The following is a 19151-nucleotide window of genomic DNA, read 5'->3' as shown; positions in this document are numbered from 1 at the left end:
CAATTAGAAGCAGATTAAAGTTTTTAACAAATGGATATCCTCCCAAGGACACAGGAAAACTCTTCGCTCCCACGAAAAGCCGCCATGATATATAGACTAATCGCTCAAACTGTCAGCAACCTGTCAAAATCAGAAAGTATTTTGTTGCTAGCCTTTATTTTTCATGCAATCTATTTTCTATGCGCATCTTATTGGTCGAAGACACACGGGATGTCGGGGAGGCAATCAATCAACAATTGGAGCGGGTGGGGCACTCCGTTGATTGGGAGACAGACGGGTTATCCGCAGCTGAAATTCTCGACTTTACCGATTATGATCTCATTATTCTTGACGTCATGCTGCCCGGGCTTGACGGTTTCGAGATATTGCGCCGTATCCGTGCCGCGAAAAAAACTGTTCCGGTACTGGTGTTAACGGCTCGCTCGGAAATTGAAGATCGGGTTAGCGCTCTCGACCTCGGTGCAGATGACTATCTGGTCAAACCCTTTGATTTTCGCGAACTTGAAGCGCGGGTGCGGGTTTTATTACGGCGCAATACCGGAGAAACGACCAATATCATCGTTTGCGGTAATCTGCAGCTGGACCGGCAAAGCCGTAATGTGCGCATAGGCAATCGTGAGGTTCAGCTGAAGCGTCGTGAAATTGCTATTCTTGAGGTCTTTGCCACACGTCCCGGCCGGTTTTTTAGCAAAGATGAGCTGATGGACACGCTTTTCGGCTTCGATGAAGGTGTGAATCATAATGCTGTTGAACTCTATATTTCCAGAATACGTAAGAAAATAGACGGATCAGGCGTATCGATCATCACGCAACGCGGGATTGGCTATCAGTTGGTGATTGATGAGAGTACGTGAACCCTCACTCTTTTCGCGCCTTGTTATTCGGGTCGGTCTGGTTTTGCTCATCGGCGCGAGCATCCTGATTACGGCTGCATGGTATTACGGGCAGACTGCTGCCAATAAAACTTATGATCAGCTCTTGCGCGGAGCAGCTCTCCAGATCGCCGACGGCATCACCCAGACCAATGGTGAGCTGATCGTCAACCTCCCCCCGTCAGCTTTTGAACTTCTTGGTTTCGCTGAAAGAGACCGCATTTTCTATCGGATCGTTGGTCTCGATGGCAAAGCCATCAGCGGTTATCCTGATCTTCATCTGAACGATGACCTTCTTGCTGCACGTCATAGCCCCGAATTGGAAACGACTGAATATCGCGGCGCGGAAGTCCGCGTGATTACGGTCGCTCGTGCGCTTTCAGATCAGGCGCATAGCGGCTGGGCCTATGTTATTTTAGCGCAGACAACTGAGGCACGCCGAACCCTTGCCAGCGAGGTAACACAAGGCGCGATGCTCATTGTCGGCATCATGGTCTTCCTCGGATTAGTCGGAACCTATTTGGCGGTTCGCTACGCATTACAGCCTGTAACGAAACTGGCATATGCACTTCGGTTGCGTAATCCTGAAGATTTAACCCCGATGCAAACAGTGGCACCACAAGAATTGCAACCCTTTGTCGAGGCCATCAATCATTTCATGACGCGATTGGATCAACGGGTCATACGCCTTCAACAGTTCATTGCTGATGCCGCCCACCAAATAAGAACGCCGTTAACTGCGCTTTCGGCTCAGGTCTCCATGCTCGATGAAAACCGGATGAGCCAAACAGACAGGGAACGCACTGAACGCATAAAAATACGCACCGGAGAGTTAGTGCAACTAACCAACCAGTTGCTCAGCCACGCCATGGTCATTCACCGCTCAGGTGTTATCAAACTTGAGAAAGTTAATCTTGTCGACGTAGCACGAATAGCATTTCATCATACAATCCCACTGACTGTGGATCCTGACATGGTTATTTCTTTTGAAGCAGCCGACCCCAGTTTGATTGTTAACGGTGACCCCATCAGTCTGCGGGAAGCCATCGCCAACATTATCAGCAATGCGTTGCGCCACGGCGCAATATCGCGGCTTGATGTCCGCGTCATTCAAGCCGGACAACGCATCTGTCTGGAAGTTGAAGACGACGGGCCTGGCATTCCTCCGGAGAAATGGGATCAGATGTCACGCCGTTTTAATGCAATGTCTCCTAAAGCCGGCGCTGCATCAGGTCTCGGTTTTGCAATAGCTGCAGAAGTTGCGCTTGCCCATAACGGGTTGCTTCGCTTCAAAGAAAAGGGCGCGACCGGTTTTACAGTGATACTCGATATCCCGTGTGCTGGGGAGAACCCGTCTTGAGATCATATTTCTTATTTGCCTTGCTCAGTGCCACTGTCAGTATCGCTCACGCCCAATCAAATGAAGGTATGACAACGCAATTTCCGGCATTAAAACAGGAGACCGGACGACTTGTGATCAACGGCGCTGCCGACACTTCGGCCTTGAAACCATTGGTGCTGGATTTTCAGGAAACTGAGCCGAATATTGCAGTCGAATACACTGATTTTGTTACCAATGATCTCTATCGTGAAGCTGATTTAGCTTGCCGCGGTGAAAGTAATTTCGGCGACTTGCTCATGTCATCCTCTGTTGATCAGATGGTGAAACTCGCCAATGACGGATGTGCTTTACCGCATGTTTCTTCTCAAACACGGGCGACCGCAAACCAGACGAATAACTGGCGCAATGAAGTATATGGCTTTACTTTTGAACCATCTGTCATCGTATATCACAGTGATTATGTTTTACCGCAGGACGTACCCCGGACACGCGGTGAACTTGCCGATCTCCTGCGTCGCAAACAAGACTATTACAAAGAACATGTGGCAACATATGACCTGCGTCAGTCCGGCGTAGGCTATCTTCTTGCCTTCCTCGACGCTAAACAAAACTCCACGGCTTACGGACGATTGCTTGAGAGTATGAGCCGTGTTGATACACAATTGCGCTGCTGTAATAATTCTATTCTCGAAGACATAGAGGATAGAAAAATATACATAGGATACAACATCATAGGATCATATGCCTATGCTGCAAGCCTGAGAAATCCTAAGCTGAAAATCGTATTGCCACGCGATTACACACTTGTGTTGAGCCGTGCGACCTTCATTCCCCGAAAAGCGAAACATCCTGAACTTGCAGCACGCTTTATCGACTATCTTCTGTCCGAGCGCGGTCGGCGTGTTGCCAGAGAAAAAGCCTTTTTCTTCTCACAAGATGGCGCCCTGCCCGCAGGGGTCGATGGCCCGCCATCATTGATTGAAAGCGGCGTAGGCAGGCCGGTAAAGATTGGCCCTGCCCTCCTTGCAACACAGGACGCAGCACAACGCAAAAGATTCATCGATGACTGGACAAATGTCATGGTGACGATTGATGAACACGTAAAGAATTGATGTCATCGTAACCGCCCGCATATTCTTTATTGGTAAGCAAATAAAGATTTTAGTAATTTACGGTCTGATTGGTGGCTTAACGATCAAGTTAGCTGCCTCAGAAAATTGACGATATATTTAAGTGTGGGAAGCAATAAATCAGGGGCAATTACCTAAAATAGTAAACCCTCTTTGAAAGATCTACACTGAAATCATCCTACGGCTTTTTCAAAAAAGCCACATCATATAGAGGAGGATTCCATGTATCGCCGCTTATTACTTGCATGCACCTGCTTGTTCTCACTCGCTGCAAATGCTCTAGCGGATACTGTTCTCAACCGTGATAGTGGCACTGATCCGGCCTCACTGGATCAACATCATACAACAACTGTGAATGAAGGTTACATATTACGGGATCTCTATGAAGGGCTTGTTAGTTTTGATGGTCAGGGCAGAGTGATTGCCGGTGTTGCGAAATCATGGGAGACATCACCTGATGGTTTGACCTACATTTTTCATTTACGGGATAATGCAAAATGGTCAAATGGCGATCCGGTCACTGCCAGCGATTTTGTCTATTCATTCCGCCGCATCATGAATCCAAAGACTGCCGCCGGATATGCCAGTGTTCTTTATCCGATTAAAAATGCGCCACAGGTCAACACCGGAAAACTACCACTTGATCAGCTTGGTGTTGAAGCCATGGGTGATCTCACCCTAAAAATTACGCTGACCTCACCTACTCCGTATTTCTTGTCACTTTTAACGCATCAAACCGGTTATCCGGTAAACCCAAAGGCTATCGAAAAATATGGCGATAAATTCACTCTGCCTGTGAATATAGTTACAAATGGCGCCTACAAACTTTCTAGCTTTACCCCGAATGACAAAATTACCTTAAAGAAAAATCCTTATTATTGGGATGCCGCAACGGTAAAAATTGATGTTGTGAATTGGGTGCCATTTGAGCAGCCAGCTTCCTGTATGCGTCGTTTTGAGGCTAAAGAAATGGATATCTGCGGTACTGTTGCCGCAGAACAGATGGATTATATTAATGCCAACTTGAAACCATATTTGCGCATTGCCCCTTACTTTGGCATCTTCTATCTCAGCATTAAAGGAGAGCCGAACAGTAAATTACGTGACCAACGTGTGCGCCAAGCTATTTCCATGGTAATTGACCGCAAATTTTTAGCCGAACAAATTCGGCGGGGTATGATGCTGCCTAGTTATGCAATCGTACCATCCGGCACCAAAAATTATGTCACAGACTCTCCCCAATTACCTTATGCAAATCAGGATATTCTTGATCGTGAAGATACAGCCAAGACGCTGCTTGAGGAGGCAGGTGTTGCACCTGGCAGCCTGTCTGTAAAGTTGCGCTACGCAACGACCGTTAACAATAAAAACACAATGGTTGCCATTGCCGATATGCTTAAAAATATCGGTATTAATGCTGAACAGGATGAAGTGGAAGGCGTGACTTATTTCAACTATTTACAGGAAAAAGGCATGTATGATCTCGCATATCAGGCATGGATCGGCGACTTCAATGATCCTTATTCATTCCTGAGCCTGTTTACGTCCGACAGCTATTTCAATTATTCTGACTGGTCAAACAAAGAATATGACGCACTGATTGCCAGGTCTGCAACCATAACCGATGCCAAACTGCGTGCCGAAATATTGGCGGATGCGGAACGGATTTTATTGAGAGAAGTTCCTGTCATCCCCTTGCTTGCACCGTCATCACAAGCGCTTGTATCAGACACGATTGAAGGTTACAGCGACAATGTGATGAATGTACATGCAACACGTTGGCTATCGCTGAAAAAGAAGATGCAACAGTAACGATCATCAATCAATCGTCGCTCAAACATACGATTTCACACCACATATTAATGGCGTTGGATTATATTATTCATGGGGCAACTTAGATTAAATGCCCCCGATCTGCCATTGAATAAAGACAGAGCCAAAATTCCGCCTGTTGCGAACAATATTTAGTGCCCTTATCATCAAATTATACAAAATTAATATTGCACATCACCTATCAACAACCATAGATTTTTTAATTCCATGCGCACATTCATTTTTCTGATTGGCTGCTGTTACAACACCACAAATTGATCATAATCTGAGACGTAGTATTCACGGGTTCACATCTCGTAGGCCGTAATGAATGACAATCCCGGATCATGAAACTCAAATTAATCCGATTAACTCACAACAATATTCTGACATGCCGCAAACATCCGTCCAGCGATATGGATGGCTGAAGCGTTTTCAGCATTTATTATTACCTTTGGCGGGTTTCATTATCGTTCTGCTGGCCATCTATGTGCTGGAAACGATGCTGCAAAATACATCCCGATCACAGACGATGGCAGCATTTCATGCGATTTCATGGCAGACAATCGGGCTTGCGATATTTTTTACAATGCTGAGCTACGCGGCGGTCGCGCTTTATGACGTGGTTGCTGTAGAGACGATTGCTCCTAATCAGATACCGAAGAGGCTGGCTGCTGTTGCCGGTGCTGCAGGCTATGCAATTTCCAATGCTCTTGGCTTTTCATTGCTCACAGGCGGCGCGCTTCGCTACCGTATTTATGCAGCCGAAGGTATAAGCCTTGCCGATATCGGAAAAATTGTCGGCACATCATGGTTTGCTATCTGGTTTGCTCTGATCATCATGCTCAGCGCGGCAATGCTGATCGATCCGCAGGATGTGCCGTGGTTGTCTTCTGTCGATCGGCGCATTGATATTCTGGTTGGCCTCGTCGTTCTTGGTGCGATTGGCTGGCTCATCTATTGGCTCTCTCATAGTGAGCGCCATATCCGGATTGGTTCTTTCAGCTTGCGTCTGCCGGATTCCAAAGGGGCAATGCTGCAGATTTTTGCCGGTCTGGTTGATGTCGCTGCTGCTGCTGCCACGCTCTATGTACTGATGCCGGACAGTGCGGTGCCGAGTTTCGCAGTTTTTGCAATTGTTTATGTGGTTGCTGTCGTGCTGGGTATTGCCAGTCATGCACCGGGCGGTATCGGGGCTTTTGAAGCAACGATCATCGCCGGTCTCGGCCTTGGCGGCAATCCGCAGGCGATTGCTGGATTGCTTGCTTATCGTGTGATCTATACGGTTTTGCCACTGGTTACGGCCGCTGCAGGGCTTTTGTTCTGGGAAATTATGCGTCGGCGCCATATGCTCGGCAAGCAGGCGCGTATTGCCAAACGTCTGGTTGAACCGCTCATTCCGACGCTGACGGCCAGCATTATTTTTCTGGGCGGAATTATTCTGCTGGTTTCCGGTGCGACACCGGATAAACGCTATCGTGTCGAGTTGCTGTCTGACATTGTTCCGGAGTTTCTGGTTGAAATGTCCCATCTGGCGGCCAGTCTGGTCGGTGTTACTTTGCTTGTTGTGGCGCGCGGACTGGCAAAACGGCTGGAGCGTGCATGGCTGGCTGCGATGATCCTGCTGCTGAGCGGCGCGGTCTTTTCCCTTGCGAAAGGGCTGGATTGGGAAGAAGCCGTTATTCTGTGCCTCTTTGCTGTCCTGCTCTCAGGCTTTCGCGGTTCATTCTATCGTCGCCCGATCTCAGGCAATTTTGAACTCAACTGGAACTGGCTGTTGACGGTCGGCACAACACTGCTGGTCTCCACATGGCTCGGCTTGTTCGTTTACCGTCATGTCGAATATTCCGGCGATCTGTGGTGGGACTTTGCATGGAACGGTAATGCTCCGCGATTTTTGCGTGCCACAGTACTGGTTTTTGTTGCCGTGGCGGCCTTCGGGTTGCATATACTGATTAACAATCACAGCCAGCGCAAACGGCACATTGATTATTCTATACCCGCTGCTGTACCGCCGCTTGTTGCTGCCTGGCCGCATACGGATGCGGCGCTGGCTATGGTCGGCGATAAACAGTTTCTGGTTGCACCGGATGACAGTGCTTTCATCATGTATGCGCAATCGGGGGGTAGCCTGATTACACTGGGTGAGCCGATCGGGCATCCGGCAACGGCAAAAGAGCTGGCATGGTCGTTTCATGCTCTGGCAGACAAGCTGGCTTTGCGCACAGTGTTTTACGGTGTCGGACCACAAAGCCTGCCGCTGTTTCTTGATATGGGGCTGGTGGCGCTTAAACTTGGAGAAGTTGCTCGGGTTGAACTGACAGATTTCTCTCTGGAAGGGCCAAGCCGTCAGCCTTTCCGCTATGCGGATCGCAAGGTTACGAAAGACGGCCTTGTCTTTGAAATCATTCCGGCAATCGATGTGCCACCTTTATTGCCGCGTTTGCGGGAGATTTCTGATGCATGGCTCGACTTTAAATCCGGCAGTGAGAAAGGTTTCTCACTCGGTTATTTCGATGAGGATTATCTCCGCCGGTTTGATCTTGCAGTCTTACGCAAGGACGGTGAAATTGTTGCTTTCGCCAATCTGTGGCGCGGTGGTGACAACTATGAAATTACCGTTGATCTGATGCGCTATATGCCCAACGTGCATAAATTGCTGATGGATGCGCTGTTCGCAAAGCTGTTAATGTATAGCAAGGAGCAGGGCTATAAATGGTTCAACCTTGGTGCCGCGCCTCTGTCAGGGTTGAGCGGCAGCAGGCTTGCCTCACGTTGGAACCGCTTCGGCTCCTTTATCTACAGGCGCGGTGCTGATCTCTATCATTTTGACGGGCTGAAGGCATTTAAAGAAAAGTTTGATCCCGTCTGGACACCGCATTACATGGTTTGCCCCGGCGGATTTGAAACGCCGCGCGCACTTCTGGATGTAACAAGGCTGATTAACGGCAGTCCTCTGGAGTTCATACGCAAATGAAGACAAAACTGCTTTTGGGTATCTTTGGATTGTTTGTGGTTATCGCGGGCACTTATTTCACCCTGCACCCAGGCAAGGTGACCCGTTTCTGGGCAAGTCTGACTGCGCCGGAAAAACCGGTAACGCAGGTCAGTGCCGAGCGCTTGTCGGATATTCCGGTGTATATGCCGAAGAGCGATCCGGCTGGTCTAGCGATTGTTATCAGTGATCAGGGCGGCATCGGGGAGCGTGAACGGCGGTTCACAGATGCCTTACTGGCACGAAACCTGATTGTTCTGCCGGTTGATCTCAGAATATGGCGTGCAGCACTCGATAAAGAGGACGGCGAATGCAATTATCTGGATTCCGACTTTGAGGCGATTACCAAAGAAGCCCTGCGTGCTCTGGATCTTGATGTCTACTTTCATCCGGTTGTGACCGGTATCGGAGAAGGGGCAATGATTGCTTATGCCGCGGCATCGGATTCACCGGATGCGACCATTGCGGGAGCTGTTGGTATTGATCCTGTAACCGCCCGCACCCGCCTGCCATCCTGTACCGAGCAGGCACAGGCGGTCAAAGCGACGGGAGGCGGCTTTACTTATGAATATGGAAAGACATTGCCCGTATCTGCTCTGCTTGTTGCTGCCGATGGCCTGCAGGCCAATCAACCGGACACAGCGCGCCAGCAGAATATTGCGATGTTGCAAAATGTGCCTGATCTGAACGCGCGTCTGCGAGTAGCGGCTGATGAAGTGTTGTCGATGGGCGCTCAGGACACACAGAATGCTGCTTTGCCGGTTATTGATCTGCCGGCCAGCGGCGGCAAAGCCAATTATGTGGCGATATTCTATTCCGGTGACGGTGGCTGGCGCGATATTGATAAATCAATCGGTGAATGGCTGCAAACGCAAGGCGTGCATGTCATCGGCGTGGATTCCCTGCGCTACTTCTGGAATGAGCGTAAACCGGAGGAAATTGCCCGTGACACTGCGGCATTGATCAAAAAAGCAGACCCTGGCGGAAAATTGCCGGTCGCCGTACTCGGCTATTCATTTGGCGCGGATACATTTCCTTTCGCATGGAAATATCTTGATCCTGAATTACAGAAGCGCATCAGAATGATAGGTCTTTTAGGGAGTTCAACCACCACATCTTTTCAGGTTTCCGTCGAGGGCTGGTTTGGTGCTGAGGGAGACCAGAAAACGCTGCCGGCTATTCTTTCCATGCCGTTGGATCGTGTTGTTTGTGCTTACGGAGAGGACGAGGACGATACGGCCTGCACGGCAGATGCCTTAAAAGGTGCTGATATTATGAAACTCAGCGGCGGGCACCATTTTGACGGCAATTATGAGGCAGTTGCGCAGGCCTTGCTGCAAAAAATGCATAAGCTTGCCAATATTGATACAGTTGAAGCGCTGCGCTGAAGCCGGTGTATAAACTGAAAAAAGACACAAGGCAGAAAAAACCGAAGGCGTCATGATGCTTGAACCGCTCAATCACCGTCTGACGTAAAATAGATGCCAATTTTAGGTACATTATCCCTTTCTTCACCATCAACTGTAGGAAAGGGATAACATTCTCGTAAATCGAAACGGTAAGCTCACAGCCTCAGCCGGAGCGACCATAGAGTTTATAAACCAATGAACCCGCCGCCAGATCAGACAGTGCCGTTCCGACAGCCTTAAAGAGCGTTATCTGCTCTGCGCTGTCTCGTCCGCTTGCTGTGCCATTGCACAATTCACTCAATTTTGCCTGACAGTCTTCCTGTTTAAACACGCCCGAAACGATTGGTTGTACAAGATCTCCGGCCTCATGAAACGCCTCATCTGCATCAATGAAGACAGCAGATTTCGCAACTGCTGCATCATCAGCCTCACGCATTTCCGGTGTGAAAGCGCCGATCAAATCAAGATGCACACCTGCCTGCAACCAGTCTCCGCGAATTAAAGGAGCCGTTGAGAGCGTTGCACATGAAATAATATCCGCCCAGCGTGTCCCTGCCTCTAGATCAGTTTCTACAGAAGCATCAATTCCCTGCCCGCGCAGCTGCTCAACAAGTTTAATCGCACTATCCTGATGAATATCCCAGACCTTAATCTGCTGAATATTACGGACAGCTCTGTAAGCATCCGGTATCAATGAAGCCACGCGACCAGCGCCAACAACAAAAAGCTTATTCGCATCTTCCCGGGCAAGGAAAGAAGCTGCCAAAGCAGATACTGCAACAGTGCGACGGCTTGTAATTGTACCACCATCAATTGTAGCGAGATGCGCACCGGTACCGCTGTCATATAACAAATAGCTTGATGTCAGCCCCGGCAATCCTTTTTTAGCATTGCCCGGAAAAACATTGACCAGCTTAACACCAATAAAGCCATCATCTCCGTGTTTTTCCTGCCATGCAGGCATCAGAAGCAATGTAGCAGCTTCCTCACCCGGCACAGGAATTGTGTGATGATGGCGCTCCGGCACAGTACAGCCATTGATAAAAGCGGTACGCAAAGCTTCAATGAGTTCTTTCATGGAAAGAAGACGTGCAGCATCAGCCGCACCAATTGATATTGGTGTCCCTAACGAAGACATGGTTGTTATCCTTTTATATCTGATATTGCCGCGCTATACGCAGGCGATACAAGTCCGGGAAATTAGCAACCTTCGAGAGAGCGCTTCAGCGTCATCTCAAGATGGTTAGCGATAATCCGTGCCAACGCCGCTTCATCTCTGGCAACGGCTGCATCAACGAGTGCGATATGTTCTTTTGCTGCCTCGATAATCTCATCGCTGCCAAGGCGCGCACGTAAGCCAATCAGACGCGCACGATCCCGATAATCCATGATCAAGCGCACAAGCAGCGGCATCTCCAGCACACTCAGAAAACGACCATGAAACTCACGGTCAAGCTCTACATAATTGACGAGGTCACCGCTTTTTGCCGCTTCAACCGTCATTTCCGCAAGATCCCGCAATTCTGCGGCATCTGCATCGCTCAGCTGCATACCGGCACGCACTGTGGAAGGTGCCTCCAGTAAAAACCGGATATGATGGATCTCCTGCATCATGGGCTTGGTCAGCACCGGAATTGTAAAGCCACGGTTTTTATGAACTGTCAGCAAGCCTTTATCTGCAAGCTCCAATACAGCTTCCCGCACCGGCGTCGGCGAAATTCCGAGATTGGTCGCAACCATTGCAACCGAATAAATCTCACCTTCATTTAATTCGCCGGACATAATCTGCGCCAGCAGAATTCTGGCTGCAGATTCACGCAGTGTGACCTGTTTCGGGATAGCGCCTGGTTTAAACATAGATTCCGTCATTGTTTTTCAAAAACCTCTGTCTCTCTTATCACTGAAGACCTGGAAAGACTATTGAACAGGCTTCCAAGATTATGCTGCATATTACCGGCGAACTGACCGTAAAAATGCACGGGTTCGTTCATTATCGGGAGCCCCGAATACCTGATCCGGCAAACCTTCCTCTACGATATGCCCCTTTTCCATGAAGATAACACGGTCAGCAATATCGCGTGCAAATCCCATTTCATGCGTCACAACCAGCATTGCCATACGTGTTTCACTGGCAAGGGCATGGACCAGATCAAGTACCTCGCCAATCAATTCAGGATCAAGCGCTGACGTGATTTCATCGAGCAGCATAATTTGCGGTTTCATGGCGAGTGCACGGGCAATCGCAACACGCTGCTGCTGACCGCCGGACAGCTGAGACGGATATGAACCGGCTTTATTCCCCAATCCGACACGATCCAGCAAAGCCTGCGCCATATCACGCGCTTCATTTTTCGGCATTTTCAGCACATGAACCGGTGCTTCCATGACATTCTCAAGCGCAGTCATATGCGGAAACAGATTGAACTGCTGAAACACCATACCAATATGAGCACGCGCAGCACGCATCGCCTGTTCTTTTACCGGTGTACCATCAGCTGAGCTCATGGTTTTACCGAAAACGCGGATTTCACCTGAAGTTGGCTGCTCCAATGTCATCAACATTCTCAAAATCGTGGTTTTGCCTGAACCGCTCGGCCCGATTAATGAGACGCGCTCACCCGGCGCAATTTTGAAACAAAGCTTTTTCAAAACTTCGAGAGAACCATAACTCTTTGTAACGCCAACAAATTCTGCGGCTGGTGTAGAGCTGTTATGCATGTGAGTTTCCTTTCGCTCAGGCCAGACGGCGTTCCAGATATCCAACTGTCTGCGACAAGCTAAATCCGACGATAAAGTAGAGTATCCCGAGGATGGTAAAGGCTTCCAGATAACGGAAAGTCTCTCCGGCATAATTCAGGGTCGCGCCAAGCACTTCCACAACTGTGATTGTGGCAAGAAGGGAGCTGTGTTTGTAGATGGAGATAAAATAGTTGCCGACCTGTGGTAATACGATCCGGAAGACCTGAGGGATAATGAGGCGCTTCCAGGTCTGAAAGCGTTTAAATTGCAAAGCAATCGCAGCTTCCCACTGCCCTTTCGGAACCGCATCAATACCGGCACGGAACACTTCTGAGAGATATGCGCTGTAGTGGATGCCAAGCCCGAGAATACCTGTCGTCATCGGCGACAACGCCGGACCATATAAAGGCAGCACATAAAACAGAAGATAAAGCTGCACCAAAAGCGGGGTACTGCGTATCACTGTCACAACAGTGTCGATCACCAGACACAGACTTCGGCGGGCTGAACGGCGCAACATTGCAATCACAAAGCCGAGTACAATTGCCACTACCGCAGCACCGGCAGAGGCAATGACCGTGACTTTCAAACCTTGCAATAGCAACGGTAAAATCACAGGAATACTGTTAAGGTCGAAATTCATTTGTTCCGAACCTTTCCTTGCCAGATACCACCGGCACGTTTCTCAAGATGATTGTTCAGGGCGACAAGCGGCATCGCCATAATGAGATAAATGACAAAAACAGCTAAGTAGATTGTTGTCGGCCGTCCATAGAACTGCACCAATTGCGACCCCGCAAAGGTCAGCTCTGTAATGGTAATCAGGGAAACCAGAGACGTTGCCTTGAGCAGCTCAAGGGCATAATTTCCCAAGGCTGGCAGCATAACCGGAACAGCCTGCGGGAATATAATACGGCGGAATATCTGTCCGCGCTCCATATTCAATGCAATACCTGCCTGCCACTGCCCCGGACTGACAGACTGCACAGCTGAGCGCACCACTTCCGATACATAGGCGCCAAAGTTCAGCGACAGTACCAAAGTACCCGTCAAAAATGCGTCAAGCTTGATGCCGACCAAAGGCAAAACATAGAAAAAGTAGAAAATCTGAACCAGTGATGATGTGGAACGGAACAGCTCGACATAAACAACAAAAGGCAGCCGCACATACCAGTGCGGAGACAAACGGGCCAGCCCTGTGATGAAGCCAATCACCATTGCGCCAACCGCTGCAACCAGCGCGATTTGAATTGAAACCAGAGCGCCCCGACCAAGGGTCGGCGCAATCCGTATCAAAAACTCTGCGAGACTATAATCATTCATTTGGAAGCACACAGACTTTCAGCAGTGATATCTTCAGCGGGAATATCCGTCGCCTCCAGCCCGTAAGGCTCCACAAGGCGCAGCAATTCACCTGACTGTTTGGCTTTCCGCAACCAGTCATTCCATGCAGTAATCAGCGCATCATCGCCCTTGCGAAAGCCAATAGCTCCGTAACCGATGGCCGGTTTGCCGTCTTTACCAACAGGTTGTTTCGTCAACGTCACCATTTCAATATCTCCCTGACCTTGTGTTTTTACAAAACCACGGGTTGAAACAGCCGCAAACATGACAGCATCAATACGCTCTGCCCGTAATCCGGCTGCAACTGTTGCCAGATCAGGAAAGACAACAATCTGTTCTTCCGGAACGCCGTTCAAAACAGCATATTCACGCTCTGCACCGCCGCTGACGACAGCAAGACGGGCTTTCTTTCGGGTGATATCTTCAAGACTGCGCAGGTCTTTCGGATTCCCGGACAATGTTGCAAAGGCCTGCTGACTGATCCACTCCGGATCACCGAAAGCAACCTGCTTGCAACGCTCGGGACGTATTTGCATACCCGCACCGATCAGATCAAAACGCCCCGCCTGTAATGCCGGAATAAGCGAAACATATTGCGTTAAAACGCCGTCCATTCCTTCAACGCCCTGCGATGCCAAAAAGGCACGGATCAACACCGCCTCGACACCATCCAGCTCACCGTTTTCAGCAACAAATCCCCACGGAGTCAGGTTAGAAAAACCGACCTGAGCAAATCCCTGCTCTTTGATTTTGCTCAGAGTATCCGCCTCAGCACCATGTGCAAAGACAGAGAGTAATACTGACAATGCAGCCAGCCTGACAGATCTGCGATATTTTCTCATCAATCATTGCTTCCCCGATTATTTCGTTTCACTGCAGATCTGATCTGCTGTGATATCTGCTGATGGTTGCGTTTCCGGCCCGAAGCCAAAAGGCGCCATAATCTGTGTCGCCTTCCCTGATTGCAGTTGTGTAGTCAGCCAGCTATTCCAAGCCTCGCGCAACGCGACATCTTCTTTACGAAAGCCCATCCCCCCGTAACTGACAACAGGTTTGCCATTTTCTCCCAAGGGCTGTTCCGTCAGTTCCGCATATTCAAGTTCGGGATCAGCCAGCCGTGTCAGCGCATTTCGGATTGTAACAGTGGAAGCAACCACCGCATCCACACGTCCGGCCTGCAATCCGGCCAAAGCAGCCGTAAAATCCGGAAACAGAATTCGCCGTGCAGCAGGAACTCCAGCCAGTTCCGCATAACGAATATCACCCGCACCAGTCAGCATTCCGATCTTTGCCGCATCATGTTTTGCGACAGTCTGATAACTCGTCAATGCCAGCGGATTGCCTTTTCGGACAGCGAAAGCGCTCACGATTTTATATTCCGGATTGCCGAAAGATATTTGCCGGCAACGCTCCGGCTGAATGAGCATACCCGTTGCAATAATATCGAAACGCCCCGCCATAAGGCCGCCGATCAGCGCACCCCATTCAGTAACAACAGGATCGACCTCTTTTACGCCCATATCAGCAAAGAAAGCCCGTGTTAATTCAGGAGCCTGTCCTGTAACGTGACCATCGCCGTCAATATATCCGTAAGGATTTATGTTCGGAATACCGATGCGCACTTTTCCGGAGGCTTTGATATCCTCTAATGTTCCGGAATGTGCAGCACACACTCCGGAACCGGCAATCAGCGCTGCGATAACGGGCACGACATAGTGAAGTTTATTGCCCATAATATCGACCTCATTCGCTATCTACGACAGCAATAACATCGATTTCGATGAGGCATTCCGGTGCCAGAAGCCCGCACTGGATACGTGTGCGCACCGGCTTATTCTCCGTGAATACACGCCCGTAAATACGGTTGAATATGTCACCGTAACGGGTATCTGACATAAACACGGATACTTTGACGATATCATCAATAGTAGCACCGGCCAGGTCGAGCGTCTTTTTCAGATTGGTCAGTGCAAGTTCTGTCTGCGCCTCAAATCCCTCAGCCCAGCTGCCATCCGCATGCTGGGCAACCTGCCCCGCCAGAAACAGAAACGTCCCCTTTGCCTTAACGACATCCGAGTAGAATTTAACCGGACCGTTTTTATGAGACATAACTTCGCGCATCTTGAATTCCTCCCAAAATCTCAAGCGATTTGTAATGTGTAATATATTACATATTAGCCTGTCAATTCCATATTTCACGTTTTCTGCCTATTGCTTTTGCCGTTCAGCCGATTTTTCCAATTTTGCAAAATCATATTATTCAACTTGCGTCCACCAACTAATATGTTACACGTAACGCGTGAGGAGATTAAAATGCACCATTCTGAACGTCAAAACATCCGTGAAATTGTAAAAAATCTGGAAAACGAGGCACTCAGGCTTCATGCTGATCTGGTTGCAATTCCGGCCAATCCGCAAACCACAGAGGGCTATACTGAAACGGTCGATTATATCGCCGCCGCCCTGAGCGACACTGCGGATACAGTTGCGAAAATTGATGTACCCAATTCATATCTGCATGAATGCTGGGGAGAAAATCTGGAGAATGCAAAAGATTATTTGAATGTGGAGGAGTTTGCCCCGCGACGCATTGCAACCGCTCAGCTCAACGGCGCCTCTGCAGAGATTGGCCTGCATTTTACTAATAATTACGATCTTTACTGGGGCCCGAAAAAAGAACGTGCAGGCACAGTCGCACAAATCATGGCCATGAGGGCACTCAAAAAGAGCGGCGTTTCTCTCAAAAAATCTGTCTTTTTATCAGCCACACCGGATGCCTATATCGGAGGAGAATCCGGTGCCGGTTATGTTGCCGCCGCTGATATTGGCCGCTCCAAATATGTTATTGCAGGCGGCTTGAGCGGACCTAATCTGATTACAGTCGGCTATAAAGGGATGATCTGGGCTAAACTGGCAATCCGTGGCAAAGCTGCCCATGGCGCACGGGCACATGAAGGCCGCAATGCTATTGAAGCTATGATGTGGGTGCAAAACCGCATCCTTGAGATGAGCAAACAATATGCGACCCGCTTAAGCGCCGTACCGATCAGGCCCGTTGAAGCATCTGCCCCTTCCATCACGATGTGCCGTATCGCCGGCAATCTGGATAGCGGATTTGTAGCACCTGATTGTGCACTGTTCATTGATCGCCGGCTTAATCCGGGTGAAACTGTCGCTCAAGTCAGACAAGAGCTTGAAACACTGGCTGCGGAAGTACGGCAGCAGACCGGATTTGAAATCTCGCTTTCTATGCCGCACACAGTAGAGCCTTCCTACACATCGCCTGAGAGCACACTCTACCAGACACTTGCAAATAATCTGCATGATGTAAGCGGCAAACCGGCAGAGCCCGTGGTTTGGTCGCATTATTTAGGCATGCATTACTTTACTGAGGCTTGGGACAGTCAGGTTATTTCCTATAATCCGGGCGCCATCGGCCATAACAAAGTTGTTGTAGAGCCGGAAGATGACGTCTTCGATGCAAGTTTGCTGCTACCAACGATTGAAGCACTCGCATTAACTGCGTACGACCAGATTAATCGGGACTCAGATATAGAATAAAGACATCATGGTTTTGGGAGGAACTCAATGAAACAACGCTATAAGCGACAAAATCGGGGCGTGCAGCTGTTATGGCTGCCGCTCATCGCGGCACTCACACTCGGCACGGTTTCAATGGCCGCAGCCGAGACAACTCTGGAACGCATTCGCGCTTCAGGCAAAGTCAAAGTTGGTATCGCCAATATCAATCCCTATGGTTATGTCGATGGCGAAGGACGCGTTACCGGACAGTCAGCAGAATTATTACGAGCCTTTTTTGCAGAACAAAATGTTGGGGTCACACCTGTTGTCACTGAGTTCGGCGCGTTAATCGGCGGTTTACGTGCCGGACATTTTGACATTGTCAGCACAGGTATGCTGATCCAGCATGACCGGTGCAGTGTCGTTGCTTTCGGCAATCCCGAGTACCGGTCAGATAACGCTTTTGCCGTTAAACAAGGCAACCCGCTTGGACTGACAAGTTATCAGTCAGTTATGGAGTCGCCTGCGGCACGGTTGGGCATGATTTCCGGCTCCGGTGAGATTGCTTTGGCCGCAAACGCCAATATTCCTAAAGACCGTCAGGTACTGTTTCCGGATCTGGCCACCGCTATGGCAGGCCTTCAGGCAGATCGTGTGGATGCAGTTGTTGCCTCAACAATCACAATTAACAATGCCATTACCCGTGCCGCCAATCCGGCGATTGAATACGCAAGCCTCACCGAACAACCCAAAACCAAGTCTGGCACGCCCGCAACCCGCTATGGTGCAATGGCGTTTCGTCAGGATGACACAGATCTGCGTGAAGCATGGAATAGCTGGCTCGCGCAAAATTTGGCCAACGGAACCGTCACCAAAATTACAGAACCTTTTGGTTTCGGCCCTGAAACTATCCCTCCGTCCAGTCTGACGGCGGATGATGTTTGCAATCAATAGACCATTAGCATTGGCATGACCGGAGAAATGATCAGGCGATGATCTGCTGTCTTTGCCCGATCCTTCTCCGGCAATCCGTACCAAGTCCTGCAAGACAACCGCTAGAGAGTCAGCTGTTCCATCGGCATTAACGCACCGCGTTGCATCACGACCTGTGCGGCTACAGCATGTCCGGCCTTGACAGCAGTCTCAAGATTTTTGCCACTCAACAGTGCCGCGAGAAAACCACCGTTGAATGAATCTCCGGCACCGGTTGTGTCCACCGGCATGAGCGGTTCAATATCCGTGATCTGGCGCATACCATTATCATCGGCAACCAGCATTATGCCGCCGCCGTTTTTAACCACAACAGCTTGCGCACCGGCAGTGCGATAGCGAGCAGCGCAATCCTCCAAACTGCGATCGCCAAACATTGCCGCTTCATCATCAAAACTCGGCAAAATAATCTGTGAAACCGCTGCTGCCTGCATAATTGTTTCGCGCAAAATATCGTGGCTCTCCCACAAACGCGGTCTGATATTGGTGTCAAACACCACCGTTTTTCCGGCACAAGCAGCATCTCGCAAATGAGAGATAAATACTGCCCGCTGTTCAGGACAAAGAATAGCCAGCGTAATCGCAGAAAAATAGATGATATCGGCATCAGAAAAAGCCTTGGCGAGCAATGTCTGATTGACCGCCAGCAGACGTGCTGCCGACTGGTTGCGCCAATAGGTGAAATGCCGCTCGCCGTTCTCAACTTCGATCAAATAAAGTCCAGCCTGACGCTGCGCATCTTCCTCAATGTAGCCCGTTTCGATCCCGTTCCGGTTCAGAAAATCTTTCATTTTTGCAGAAAAACTATCCGTACCAATACGGGTAAAATATGACACATCCCAGTTCTGCGCAGGCAGGCAAGCGCGTGCATACCATGCGGTGTTTAAAGTATCGCCTGCAAAGCCAAGATGAAACTCACTGCCTCCCAGTGAGGACATTTCAATCATACATTCACCGGCAGACAAAAAGAGCTTTTTCCTCACTATTCCCCCGTCA

17 protein-coding genes are annotated in these 19151 nt (G+C 49.5%); 8 read left to right on the top strand and 9 right to left on the bottom strand.

Features of this window, described 5'->3' with window-relative positions; genetic code table 11:
* Positions 1 to 179 precede the first annotated feature (179 nt).
* The 6 genes from DFR47_RS08990 (at position 180) to DFR47_RS08965 (ending at position 9539) form a co-directional block, all read left to right on the top strand.
* Positions 180 to 854 (top strand): response regulator transcription factor, encoded by a 675-nt coding sequence (locus DFR47_RS08990; RefSeq protein ID WP_113944087.1) that lies wholly within the window; start codon positions 180 to 182, stop codon positions 852 to 854.
* Complete coding sequence (locus tag DFR47_RS08985; RefSeq protein ID WP_113944086.1) at positions 841 to 2232, top strand: sensor histidine kinase; 1392 nt, start codon at positions 841 to 843, stop codon at positions 2230 to 2232. The genes DFR47_RS08990 and DFR47_RS08985 overlap by 14 nt, the downstream gene beginning before the upstream one ends.
* Positions 2229 to 3326, top strand: coding sequence for an ABC transporter substrate-binding protein (locus DFR47_RS08980; protein ID WP_113944085.1), 1098 nt, complete (start codon positions 2229 to 2231; stop codon positions 3324 to 3326). The genes DFR47_RS08985 and DFR47_RS08980 overlap by 4 nt, the downstream gene beginning before the upstream one ends.
* Positions 3327 to 3566: 240 nt before the next feature.
* Complete coding sequence (locus DFR47_RS08975; RefSeq protein WP_113944084.1) at positions 3567 to 5156, top strand: peptide ABC transporter substrate-binding protein; 1590 nt, start codon at positions 3567 to 3569, stop codon at positions 5154 to 5156.
* A gap of 391 nt (positions 5157 to 5547) precedes the next feature.
* Entirely contained in the window at positions 5548 to 8133 is a 2586-nt protein-coding gene (gene mprF / locus DFR47_RS08970) for a bifunctional lysylphosphatidylglycerol flippase/synthetase MprF (protein WP_374788414.1), read from the top strand.
* Positions 8130 to 9539, top strand: a complete 1410-nt coding sequence (locus DFR47_RS08965) for an AcvB/VirJ family lysyl-phosphatidylglycerol hydrolase (protein WP_113944082.1) — start codon at positions 8130 to 8132, stop codon at positions 9537 to 9539. Before mprF ends, DFR47_RS08965 begins: the two co-directional genes overlap by 4 nt.
* Before the next feature lie 184 nt (positions 9540 to 9723).
* On the opposite strand, the gene lhpI is transcribed toward DFR47_RS08965, so the two are convergent.
* From lhpI to DFR47_RS08925, 8 genes are all read right to left on the bottom strand, one after another.
* Positions 9724 to 10698, bottom strand: coding sequence for a bifunctional Delta(1)-pyrroline-2-carboxylate/Delta(1)-piperideine-2-carboxylate reductase (gene lhpI, locus DFR47_RS08960; protein ID WP_113944081.1), 975 nt, complete (start codon positions 10696 to 10698; stop codon positions 9724 to 9726).
* Between the two features lie 62 nt (positions 10699 to 10760).
* Complete coding sequence (locus tag DFR47_RS08955; RefSeq protein WP_162993676.1) at positions 10761 to 11417, bottom strand: GntR family transcriptional regulator; 657 nt, start codon at positions 11415 to 11417, stop codon at positions 10761 to 10763.
* Positions 11418 to 11510: 93 nt separating this feature from the next.
* A complete protein-coding gene (gene ehuA, locus DFR47_RS08950; protein WP_113944079.1) occupies positions 11511 to 12278 on the bottom strand; it encodes an ectoine/hydroxyectoine ABC transporter ATP-binding protein EhuA in 768 nt (255 codons plus the stop codon).
* A 16-nt stretch (positions 12279 to 12294) separates the two neighbouring features.
* A complete protein-coding gene (ehuD, locus tag DFR47_RS08945; RefSeq protein WP_113944078.1) occupies positions 12295 to 12942 on the bottom strand; it encodes an ectoine/hydroxyectoine ABC transporter permease subunit EhuD in 648 nt (215 codons plus the stop codon).
* On the bottom strand, positions 12939 to 13622 hold the full coding sequence (locus DFR47_RS08940) for an amino acid ABC transporter permease (RefSeq protein WP_113944077.1): 684 nt from the start codon (positions 13620 to 13622) through the stop codon (positions 12939 to 12941). Before DFR47_RS08940 ends, ehuD begins: the two co-directional genes overlap by 4 nt.
* Positions 13619 to 14449, bottom strand: a complete 831-nt coding sequence (ehuB, locus tag DFR47_RS08935) for an ectoine/hydroxyectoine ABC transporter substrate-binding protein EhuB (RefSeq protein WP_170137468.1) — start codon at positions 14447 to 14449, stop codon at positions 13619 to 13621. Before ehuB (DFR47_RS08935) ends, DFR47_RS08940 begins: the two co-directional genes overlap by 4 nt.
* Before the next feature lie 54 nt (positions 14450 to 14503).
* Entirely contained in the window at positions 14504 to 15376 is an 873-nt protein-coding gene (gene ehuB, locus DFR47_RS08930; RefSeq protein WP_113944075.1) for an ectoine/hydroxyectoine ABC transporter substrate-binding protein EhuB, read from the bottom strand.
* Positions 15377 to 15386: 10 nt separating this feature from the next.
* The gene (locus DFR47_RS08925; RefSeq protein ID WP_113944074.1) at positions 15387 to 15764 is read right to left on the bottom strand and encodes a RidA family protein; all 378 of its coding nucleotides are present in this window, start codon (positions 15762 to 15764) and stop codon (positions 15387 to 15389) included.
* Positions 15765 to 15956: 192 nt separating this feature from the next.
* Between DFR47_RS08925 and DFR47_RS08920 the strand changes: the two genes are divergently transcribed.
* Positions 15957 to 17204, top strand: a complete 1248-nt coding sequence (locus DFR47_RS08920; protein WP_170137467.1) for a peptidase dimerization domain-containing protein — start codon at positions 15957 to 15959, stop codon at positions 17202 to 17204.
* A 27-nt stretch (positions 17205 to 17231) separates the two neighbouring features.
* Positions 17232 to 18119, top strand: a complete 888-nt coding sequence (ehuB, locus tag DFR47_RS08915) for an ectoine/hydroxyectoine ABC transporter substrate-binding protein EhuB (protein WP_113944072.1) — start codon at positions 17232 to 17234, stop codon at positions 18117 to 18119.
* 101 nt (positions 18120 to 18220) lie between these two features.
* On the opposite strand, the gene DFR47_RS08910 is transcribed toward ehuB (DFR47_RS08915), so the two are convergent.
* Positions 18221 to 19102 (bottom strand): sugar kinase, encoded by an 882-nt coding sequence (locus tag DFR47_RS08910; RefSeq protein ID WP_113944486.1) that lies wholly within the window; start codon positions 19100 to 19102, stop codon positions 18221 to 18223.
* Positions 19103 to 19151 lie beyond the last annotated feature (49 nt).

Origin of the sequence: Pseudochrobactrum asaccharolyticum (assembly GCF_003314995.1) — a bacterium.
GTDB classification, from domain to species: Bacteria; Pseudomonadota; Alphaproteobacteria; order Rhizobiales; family Rhizobiaceae; genus Pseudochrobactrum; species Pseudochrobactrum asaccharolyticum.
This window is presented reverse-complemented; position numbering and strand designations above follow the sequence as displayed.

What these genes read in the sequence shown, in the direction of transcription:
- DFR47_RS08955 (WP_162993676.1), bottom strand. Translation starts at nt 11,417, where the DNA reads ATGTTTAAACCAGGCGCTATCCCGAAACAGGTCACACTGCGTGAATCT.
- DFR47_RS08965 (WP_113944082.1), top strand. Translation starts at nt 8,130, where the DNA reads ATGAAGACAAAACTGCTTTTGGGTATCTTTGGATTGTTTGTGGTTATC.
- DFR47_RS08920 (WP_170137467.1), top strand. Translation starts at nt 15,957, where the DNA reads ATGCACCATTCTGAACGTCAAAACATCCGTGAAATTGTAAAAAATCTG.
- ehuD (WP_113944078.1), bottom strand. Translation starts at nt 12,942, where the DNA reads ATGAATTTCGACCTTAACAGTATTCCTGTGATTTTACCGTTGCTATTG.
- mprF (WP_374788414.1), top strand. Translation starts at nt 5,548, where the DNA reads ATGCCGCAAACATCCGTCCAGCGATATGGATGGCTGAAGCGTTTTCAG.
- ehuB (WP_113944075.1), bottom strand. Translation starts at nt 15,376, where the DNA reads ATGGGCAATAAACTTCACTATGTCGTGCCCGTTATCGCAGCGCTGATT.
- ehuB (WP_113944072.1), top strand. Translation starts at nt 17,232, where the DNA reads ATGAAACAACGCTATAAGCGACAAAATCGGGGCGTGCAGCTGTTATGG.
- DFR47_RS08990 (WP_113944087.1), top strand. Translation starts at nt 180, where the DNA reads ATGCGCATCTTATTGGTCGAAGACACACGGGATGTCGGGGAGGCAATC.
- ehuA (WP_113944079.1), bottom strand. Translation starts at nt 12,278, where the DNA reads ATGCATAACAGCTCTACACCAGCCGCAGAATTTGTTGGCGTTACAAAG.
- DFR47_RS08910 (WP_113944486.1), bottom strand. Translation starts at nt 19,102, where the DNA reads ATGATTGAAATGTCCTCACTGGGAGGCAGTGAGTTTCATCTTGGCTTT.
- DFR47_RS08985 (WP_113944086.1), top strand. Translation starts at nt 841, where the DNA reads ATGAGAGTACGTGAACCCTCACTCTTTTCGCGCCTTGTTATTCGGGTC.
- lhpI (WP_113944081.1), bottom strand. Translation starts at nt 10,698, where the DNA reads ATGTCTTCGTTAGGGACACCAATATCAATTGGTGCGGCTGATGCTGCA.
- DFR47_RS08925 (WP_113944074.1), bottom strand. Translation starts at nt 15,764, where the DNA reads ATGCGCGAAGTTATGTCTCATAAAAACGGTCCGGTTAAATTCTACTCG.
- DFR47_RS08940 (WP_113944077.1), bottom strand. Translation starts at nt 13,622, where the DNA reads ATGAATGATTATAGTCTCGCAGAGTTTTTGATACGGATTGCGCCGACC.
- DFR47_RS08975 (WP_113944084.1), top strand. Translation starts at nt 3,567, where the DNA reads ATGTATCGCCGCTTATTACTTGCATGCACCTGCTTGTTCTCACTCGCT.